Origin of the sequence: Rhodopseudomonas sp. AAP120, assembly GCF_001295845.1 — a bacterium.
Lineage (GTDB): Bacteria > Pseudomonadota > Alphaproteobacteria > Rhizobiales > Xanthobacteraceae > Rhodopseudomonas.
On record NZ_LJIC01000036.1, the window covers coordinates 1 to 8361 of the forward strand.

The 8361-nt window shown below is 65.6% G+C and carries 7 protein-coding genes; 4 read left to right on the forward strand and 3 right to left on the reverse strand.

Translation table 11 applies throughout. The features are described 5' to 3' along the window. Both IP86_RS06750 and IP86_RS06755 read right to left on the reverse strand, forming a co-directional pair. Positions 1–268, reverse strand: a 268-nt coding sequence (locus IP86_RS06750; RefSeq protein WP_197279663.1) for a hypothetical protein, incomplete at its 3' end; no start/stop codon positions are given. A gap of 333 nt (positions 269–601) precedes the next feature. Beyond that, on the reverse strand, positions 602–1819 hold the full coding sequence (locus IP86_RS06755; protein ID WP_054161753.1) for an ABC transporter substrate-binding protein: 1218 nt from the start codon (positions 1817–1819) through the stop codon (positions 602–604). A 344-nt stretch (positions 1820–2163) separates the two neighbouring features. On the opposite strand from IP86_RS06755, the gene IP86_RS06760 reads away from it, so the two are divergent. Beyond that, positions 2164–3525, forward strand: a complete 1362-nt coding sequence (locus IP86_RS06760) for an outer membrane protein (protein WP_054161754.1) — start codon at positions 2164–2166, stop codon at positions 3523–3525. A 195-nt stretch (positions 3526–3720) separates the two neighbouring features. Here IP86_RS06760 and IP86_RS06765 read toward each other — a convergent pair whose 3' ends face one another. After that, a complete protein-coding gene (locus IP86_RS06765; RefSeq protein WP_054161758.1) occupies positions 3721–4269 on the reverse strand; it encodes a TetR/AcrR family transcriptional regulator in 549 nt (182 codons plus the stop codon). Between the two features lie 363 nt (positions 4270–4632). Between IP86_RS06765 and IP86_RS06770 the strand changes: the two genes are divergently transcribed. The 3 genes from IP86_RS06770 to IP86_RS06780 all read left to right on the forward strand — a co-directional run bounded on the left by IP86_RS06770 (position 4633) and on the right by IP86_RS06780 (position 8278). Then, positions 4633–5019: a nuclear transport factor 2 family protein gene (locus IP86_RS06770; protein ID WP_054161755.1), complete on the forward strand. Its 387-nt coding sequence runs from the start codon at positions 4633–4635 to the stop codon at positions 5017–5019. Between the two features lie 91 nt (positions 5020–5110). Continuing rightward, positions 5111–6901 (forward strand): acyl-CoA dehydrogenase C-terminal domain-containing protein, encoded by a 1791-nt coding sequence (locus tag IP86_RS06775; RefSeq protein WP_054161756.1) that lies wholly within the window; start codon positions 5111–5113, stop codon positions 6899–6901. 168 nt (positions 6902–7069) lie between these two features. Continuing rightward, complete coding sequence (locus tag IP86_RS06780; protein ID WP_054161757.1) at positions 7070–8278, forward strand: acetyl-CoA C-acetyltransferase; 1209 nt, start codon at positions 7070–7072, stop codon at positions 8276–8278. Positions 8279–8361: the final 83 nt, after the last annotated feature.

Here is an 8361-nt window from a genome sequence, read left to right on the forward strand (position 1 = left end):
GCCCGGCTTTGCCGGCCGGTCGACCTCTCCCCGCAGGCGGGGAGAGGTTTGAAGAAACCGCCCCGCTCAGCTCCACCAGCGTCGGGAGAAATCCCGCGAGCGTCTTGCCGGCGCCGGTCGGGGCGATCAGCAGCGCCGCCCGGCCGGCGCGCGCCCGCTCCAGCAGCGCCAGCTGATGCGCGCGCGGCGTCCAGCCGCGTTCGGCGAACCAGCGGCGGAACCGTTCGGGCAACAAATCGAGGGCAGGATCGGTCTCGGCGAGGCTCACCCCGCCAAGCTAGGCATTCGGATCGCGCAGGTCGAGGTTCGGTGCGGGAAATGTCCCGTCACGTCGTCATTGCGAGGAGCGAAGCGACGAAGCAATCCAGAAGCGCAGTGCACTGAGCTTCTGGATTGCTTCGCGGAGCCTGTCATCGGGCGGCGCTTTGCGCCGACCCGGTGGCTCGCAATGACGCCGCTTGGCCGGCTCGGCCCAATCTCGTTGCCGTCGTACGGCTTCGGGGCGCCCAACAATCCGAGCGGTCATCCAAACGAACATGGCCGGGGCGAGCCCGGCCATGACGCAACTGATCGTGGAGCAGTTCCGGTCGATCGACCAGGCTTACTCCGTGACCGCCTTGTCCGAGACGTCCCAGTCCTTGCCGTTGAACTGCATGGTGTAGAGCGTCTTGATCGAGGTGTAGTCGGTCGGCGTGTAGGAGTAGCTGACGCCCGGCAGCATGTGCGGCGTGCTGAAACCGCCCAGCATCGAGGCCTGCTTCAGGACGTTTTCATGGGTGAGCTCGTCGCCGCAGCGGCGCAGAATCTCCCCCATCGCGACCGCCTGGCCGTAGCCCGAGAACGCGATCGAGTTGTCCGCCGTGACGTTCGGCAGATACTTCTTGCGCAGCTCTTCGAACCCCATCACGCCCGGATCGTTGGCCCATTTGGCCGAGCCGATGTCCTTGGTGTAGGCGATCGCCACGATGCCCTTGGCGTTTTCGAGGCCGGCGGCCTCGAGGATCGAACGCCCGGTCGAGCCGGCCGACAAGAGCTGCAGCGGCTTCCAGCCGAGTTCGGCGACCTTGCGGATCGACTGCGACGTCGCCTTGCCGGTGGTGATGTTGTAGAACACGTCGGCGCCGGACTTCGACAGGTTGATGATCTGCGAATCGATCGTCGGCTCGGTCAGGTCGTAGCTGGCCTCGGCCACCACCTTGGCTTTGCCGCCGGCCTCTTCGAGAACCTTCTTGAACGGTGCGAGGAAGTCGCGACCGAAATCGTCGTTCTGGTAGAGGATGGCGACCTTGGCGTCTGGCTTGTTGGCGACGACGTATTTGGCCAGGATGCGAGCCTCGGTCGGATACAGCGGCAGGCCCGCCATGGTCCATTTGAAGTTCTTCGGGTCGTTCCATTTGGACGCCCCGGTGTTCAGCAGCAGCTGCGGAACCTTCTTGGAATTCAGATACTTGTGGACCGCTGTCTGGGGCGCGGTGCCGAGCGAGCCGTACAGCGCCAGCACCTCCTCCTGCTCGACCAGGCGGCGGGTCGCCTCGACCGCCTTCGGGGCGCTGTAGGAATCGTCCAGGGTGATGAACTTGACCTTGCGCCCGTTGATGCCGCCCTTCTCGTTGAGCATCTGGAAATAGGCTTCGCCGACGCGGCCGAGCACGCCGTAGAGCGAGCCGGGGCCGGAATGCGGCACGGTCTGGCCGATCTTGATCTCGGTGTCGCTGGCGCCGGGGTCGTATTTCTTCTCCGCCGCGGACGCCGAGGTGGCGGCGAGCAGCAGCGCCCCCAGCGCGGTGCACGTGGAGACGGATTTGGAGCGCGGATTCATCGAGTTTCCTCCTGGTGTGCCGGTTCGCTGGCGCGTCCGGTTCTCGTTCTGCCGTGGCGTAGCTTCGCTCTTGTGGCGGCCGCATCCTGGGCGGAACACCGGCCGTTCGCAACCCTGCACCGAGGTGAAAAAGCGCTGATTTTCCCGTGGAGCGGGAAACCGGGAAGTTTCCTCAGCGACCTCTCGCCGCAGCGCCGATGCGGTTCCCGCGCCGCCTGATTCGGTCCGTTAATCAGACGTTTACGGCGCTGGCGGCGGGCGAATTTCGGCGGGTGTGGCCGGCCGGGTACAGCCGCAGGCGGCGAACGGAGCTAGTTTCCGCCGATCATTAGGAAGGTGCTCTTATGAAAAAGATTCTCGCCGGTGTGGCGCTCGTTGGCTCCGCGGTCAGCGCCCAGGCAGCCGATCTCGCCGTGAAGGCCCCGTACATGAAAGCGCCGGTTGCGGCGATTTATGACTGGACCGGCTTCTACATCGGCGCCAACGTCGGCGTCGGCGTTGGTCGCGACCTGGCTGCGCACGCCTTCCCGGCCGGCGGCACCTTCAACTCCACCTATCTGCAGCCGCTCGGCGCGATCGGCGGCGGCCAGATCGGCTACAACTGGCAGAGCAACACCACCTTCCTGGGCCCGCTGCTGATCGGCGTCGAAGCCGACATCCAGGGCAGCGGCATGAGCACCGGCAACACCACGCTGAACACGGCGACCGGTCTGGGCACGGTCAACTACAATCAGAAGCTCGACTGGTTCACCACGGTGCGCGGCCGCATCGGTCTGGTGCGCGGTCCGGCGGTCGGCTACTTCACCGGCGGCTTCGCGGCCGGCAACGTCAAGACCACGATCACGGAAACCGGCGTGGGGCAGTTCGGCGTCAGCGAGACCCGCACCGGCTGGACCATCGGCTCCGGCGTCGAAGCGGCGCTCGGCGGCAACTGGACCGGCAAGATCGAATATCTGTATCTCGACCTCGGCAAGCGCGACGATGCGTTCGGCACCCAGGCGCTGCGCACCGAGTATCGTGAGAGCATCTTCCGCGCCGGCTTGAACTACCGCATCGGCGGCAACGGCATGTACATCACGCCGCCGCCCGCGAACTGGGCCGGCCTGTACATCGGCGGCAACTTCGGTGGTGCCCTCGGCCGCAACAAGTCGACCGCCACGACCGGCGCCTTCACCGAGCAGTTCCACCTGTCGCCCGACGGCTACGTCGGCGGCGGTCAGATCGGCTACAACTGGCAGGCTGCGAACTGGGTGTTCGGCGCCGAAGCCGACTTCCAGGGCTCGACCCAGAAGGACGACCGCACCGCGGTGTTCGGCTCGACCGCTCTGTACAACCAGAAGCTCCCCTGGTTCGGCACGGCGCGCGCCCGCCTCGGCTACTCGTTTGGCACCACGCTGTTCTACGCCACCGGCGGTTACGCTTACGGCAACGTCAAGACCAACATCGTGACCCCGCTCAGCAACGAGACCTTCAATCGCACCCGCAGCGGTTACGCGGTCGGCGCCGGCGTCGAAACCCCGTTCAGCCTGTTCGGCCTGCTCGGCCCGAACTGGACTTCGAAGACCGAATATCTCTATGTCGACCTCGGCTCTACCACCGACGTCTTCGCCGCCGGCACGGCTGTGAACACCTCCAAGGTCACCGAGCACATGCTCCGCACCGGCATCAACTACCACTTCAACCAGCCGGTCGTCGCGAAGTACTAAGCTTCGCGTCCGATCCGGACCCGAGACCGCAAACCCCGGCCGCAAGGCCGGGGTTTTTGTTTGCGCGATCGGTCAGATAGGCGACTCACTGCCCGCGTCGCCCTCACCCCAGCCCTCTCCCGCACGCGGGAGAGGGAGCTTGCGGTGCTCGGGGAGGCGTCTGTCGCTATCGTTAGTCGCTTCCGCGGATGAGGCTCACCGCGTGAACAAAGCGCTGAGATCGTCGATGTCGCGTTCGGTGATGACGCTGTGGGCGGGGTTGAGCACTGCGGTCTGGCCGATATAGGCCCAGTACAGAAACTCGGCGCGCGAGAGCGCCCGCCGGCTCTCGACCCCCGATTCGATCAGGATCTTGGCTAGATAATCGATCCGCCGCGCATCCACCGACGCGACCATTTCGGCCGCGGTGGTGTCGGTCTCGGCCAGCGCCCGGATCGCACGGTCGAGGCTGCGGTCTTCGTTGAAGGCGAGCTTCATCAGATGCGTCAGCCGGGCCGGGCCGACGATCGCGGCGTCGATTTCGCGAAATACCTGATCGGTAACGCGCTCCTGCCAGAGCTGCAGCAGCTGCACCCGGAAGTCGGTCGCGTCCTTGAAATGCCAATAGAAACTGCCGCGGGAGACGTCCAGACCGGCGGCGAGGTCGCCGACCTTCAGGGCATTTGCGCCGTGGCGCGCAAGGGTGCGCAGGCCGTGCGCCAGCCAGTCGGCGCGGGTCAGCCGATCCTTGGTATCCGTTTCCATGGCGCCGACCATACACCAGTGTATTGACACGGCCAAGCCGTCTGGCTAGATACCATTCAGGGATGTATGGAAACGGTCCGGAAGGGTGCGGCGCTGGCGCCGCGCGATGGGTGGCGATGACAGCGATCCTGCGTGGCAATGCGGCCCAGCGACTGGGCCTCCCCTTTCGGTCCGCCGCGCGCGGTACTCGCGCCCCCGGCGTGACGCGTCGTCGCAATCAGCCTGTTCTTCACATCGGACCTGCAGCCGGAGATGCTTTGGCTGTTAGCATCGGACGCGGCGCGTGACGGCGCGGCGGATGATAGCGGCCGTCGTGATGCGGCACTCCCTGCAATCAACTCTTACGAATTCGGAGCGCAACCGATGGCACTGAACGGGCTCGACGCCTGGTACTCTTTCATGAAGGACCACGACAGAGCCGCGCTGTGGGAGCTGCTGCATCCCGACGCGGTGTTCGAGAGCCCGGTGGTGCATACCCCGCAGGTCGGACGCGACATCGTGTTCAAGTATCTCACGGCCGCCGAAAAGGTATTGGGTGGCCCCGGCTTCACCTATGTGGGTGAATGGCGTAGCCCCAACGGCGCGGTGCTCGAATTCGAGAACGAGATCGAAGGCATCAAGCTCAACGGCGTCGACATCATCACCTTCGCGGACGATGGACGGATTACCAACTTCAAGGTCATGGTCCGGCCATTGAAGGCGATCAATCTGCTGCACCGGCTGATGGGGGAGCAACTGACGCGTCAATAGCGCGCCGGCATGTCAGTCAAATCCTCGTGGCCGCCGCCTAACTTCCTCCGCATGGCGTAGACTTCACACCTGATCCGATCGAGAGACACGCATGACGATCTATAAGGCTCCCGTCGAAGATGTCGGCTTCCTGCTGAACGACGTGTTTCAGTTCGACCGCTACAACAATCTGCCCGGCTTCGCCGACGCGGCGCCGGACGTGCGCGAGGCGATCATCAACGAGGCGGCGCGGCTCAGCGAGGAAGTGCTGCATCCGCTCAACAGCGTCGGCGACAGCGAAGGCTGCACCCGCCACGACGACGGCAGCGTCACCACGCCGAAGGGCTTCAGGGAAGCCTACAAGCAGATCGCCGAAGGCGGCTGGATGGGCCTGTCGTCGCCCGCCGAATATGGCGGGCAGGGGCTGCCGATCACGCTGACCCAGACGGTGCAGGAATTTCTGAACTCCGCCAACATGGCGTTCGCGATGTATCCGGGCCTGACCATGGGCGCCGCCGCGGCGCTGACGGTGCACGGCTCGCCGGAGCAGAAGCAGACCTATCTGCCCAAGATGGTGTCGGGCGAATGGACCGGCACCATGAACCTCACCGAGCCGCAATGCGGCACCGATCTCGGCCTGCTGCGCACCAAGGCGGTGAAGCAGGCGGACGGCAGCTACAAGATCACCGGCACCAAGATCTTCATCTCGGCCGGCGAGCACGACATGGCCGACAACATCATCCATCTGGTGCTGGCGCGGATCGAAGGCGCGCCGGCCGGCATCAAGGGCATCTCATTGTTCGTGGTGCCGAAATTCCTGGTCAACGCCGACGGCTCGCTCGGCGCGCGCAACGGCGTGGTGTGCGGCTCGATCGAGCACAAGATGGGCATCCACGGCAACGCCACCTGCACCATGAACTACGACGACGCCACCGGCTGGCTGATCGGCGAAGAGAACAAGGGCATGCAGGGCATGTTCGTGATGATGAACGAGGCCCGGCTCGGCGTCGCCGTGCAGGGCCTCGCGCAGTCGGAAGTCGCGTATCAGAACGCCGTCGAATACGCCCGCGAGCGGCTGCAGGGCCGCGCGCTGTCGGGCCCGAAGGCGACCGACAAGCCGGCCGATCCGATCATCGTGCATCCCGACATCCGCCGCGCGCTACTGACGATGCGCTCGTTCAACGAGGCGGCGCGTGCTTTGGTGCTGTGGACCGCGCTGAAGAGCGACGTCGCGCATCGTTCGGAAGACGCCAAGGAGCGGCAGGCCGCCGACGATCATCTCGGCCTGATGACGCCGGTGCTGAAGGGCGTGCTCACCGACACCGGCTTTGCCAACGCCGTGATGGCGCAGCAGATCTACGGCGGCCACGGCTACATCCACGCCAACGGCGTCGAGCAGTTCGTCCGCGACGCGCGCATCGCGATGATCTACGAGGGCGCCAACGGCATTCAGGCGCTGGACCTTGTGGGCCGCAAGCTGCCGCGCGACGGCGGCCGCGCCGTGATGGCGTTCTTCGCCGAAGTCGGCGCCTTCGCCAAGGAGCACGGCGGCGACGAGGCGATGAAGCCGTTCGTCACCCCGCTGTCGACCTCGCTCGGCCATCTGCAGCAGGCCACCACCTGGCTGATGCTGAACGCGATGGCGGCGCCCGACAATGCCGGCGCCGGCGCCACCGACTACATGCATCTGTTCGGCCTGGTCGCCTGCGGCTACATGTGGGCCAAGATGGCCAAGGTGGCGCAGGACAAGATTGCCGCCGAAGGCGCCACGCCCTATCTGACCACCAAGCTGGTCACCGGCCGGTTCTTCATGGAACGGACGCTGCCCGCCACCGCGCTGCATCTGGCGCGGCTGCAGACCGGCAGCGCCACCACGATGGAATTGCCGGCGGAAGCGTTCTGAACTTCACGTGCTGCCACGAATGATCGTCATTGCGAGCGCAGCGAAGCAATCCATGCCGCACACGAAGTCTGGATTGCTTCGTCGCTTCGCTCCTCGCAATGACGGACCGACATGCCCTTGTTCAATTCGTCCGGCACTCTGAGCACGGACCGAAACGGGAGAGACCCCATGCCCGAAGCCTATATCTACGATCACGTTCGCACTCCGCGCGGCCGCGGCAAGGCCGATGGCGCGCTGCACGAGGTGACCGCGCTGGCGCTCGCCACGGTGCCGCTGAAGGCGCTGAAAGAACGTAACAACCTCAAGACCGACGTGGTCGACGACGTTGTGATGGGCGTGGTCGATCCGGTCGGTGAAGCCGGTTCGGACATCGCGCGGTTCGCGGCGATGAACGCCGGCCTCGGCGAAGCGGTGCCGGGCGTGCAGATCTCCAGGTTTTGCGCCTCGGGCCTCGACGCGGTGAACTTCGCCGCGGCGCAGATCATGAGCGGCCAGCACGAACTGGTGATCGGCGGCGGTGCGGAATCGATGAGCCGCATCGGCATCGGCGCCTCGGGCGGCGCCTGGCCGATGGACCCGTCGATGGCGGTGCCGTCCTACTTCATGCCGCAGGGCGTCTCGGCCGACCTGATCGCCACGAAGTACGGTTTTTCGCGCGATGATGTGGATGCGTATGCGGTGCAGAGCCAGCAGCGCGCCGCGAAGTCGTGGGAGGAAGGCCGGTTCGACAAGTCGGTGGTGCCGGTCAAGGACATCAACGGCCTGACCATCCTGGCCAAGGACGAGCACATGCGGCCGTCGACCACGATGCAGTCGCTGGCGCAGTTGCAGCCGTCGTTCGCGCCGCTGGCCGCGATGGGCGGGTTCGACGCGGTGGCGATCCAGTCGCACCCGGAAATCGAGAAGGTCAACTACGTGCATCACGCCGGCAACTCGTCCGGCATCGTCGACGGCGCCGGCGCGGTGCTGCTCGGCTGCAAGGAAGCCGGCGACAAGCACGGCCTGAAGCCGCGCGCGAAAATCCGCGCCTTCGCCAATATCGGCTCGGAGCCGGCGATGATGCTGACCGGTCCGGTCGACGTCACCAAGAAGCTGTTCGAGCGTTCCGGCATGAAGAAGAGCGACATCGACCTGTTCGAACTCAACGAGGCGTTCGCCTCGGTGGTGCTGCGCTACATGCAGGCGTTCGAGATCGACAAGGATCAGATCAACGTCAATGGCGGCGCGATCGCGCTCGGCCATCCGCTCGGCGCCACCGGCGCGATGATCCTCGGCACCGTGCTGGACGAACTCGAGCGCACCGGCAAGGCGACCGCCTTGGTGACGCTGTGCATCGGCGGCGGCATGGGCACCGCCACGATCATCGAGCGGGTGTGATTGTCCTTCTCCCCTTGTGGGAGAAGGTGGCGCGGACGAAGTCCGCGTCGGATGAGGGGGACGAGGGGCAGTGCGCGTGGCTA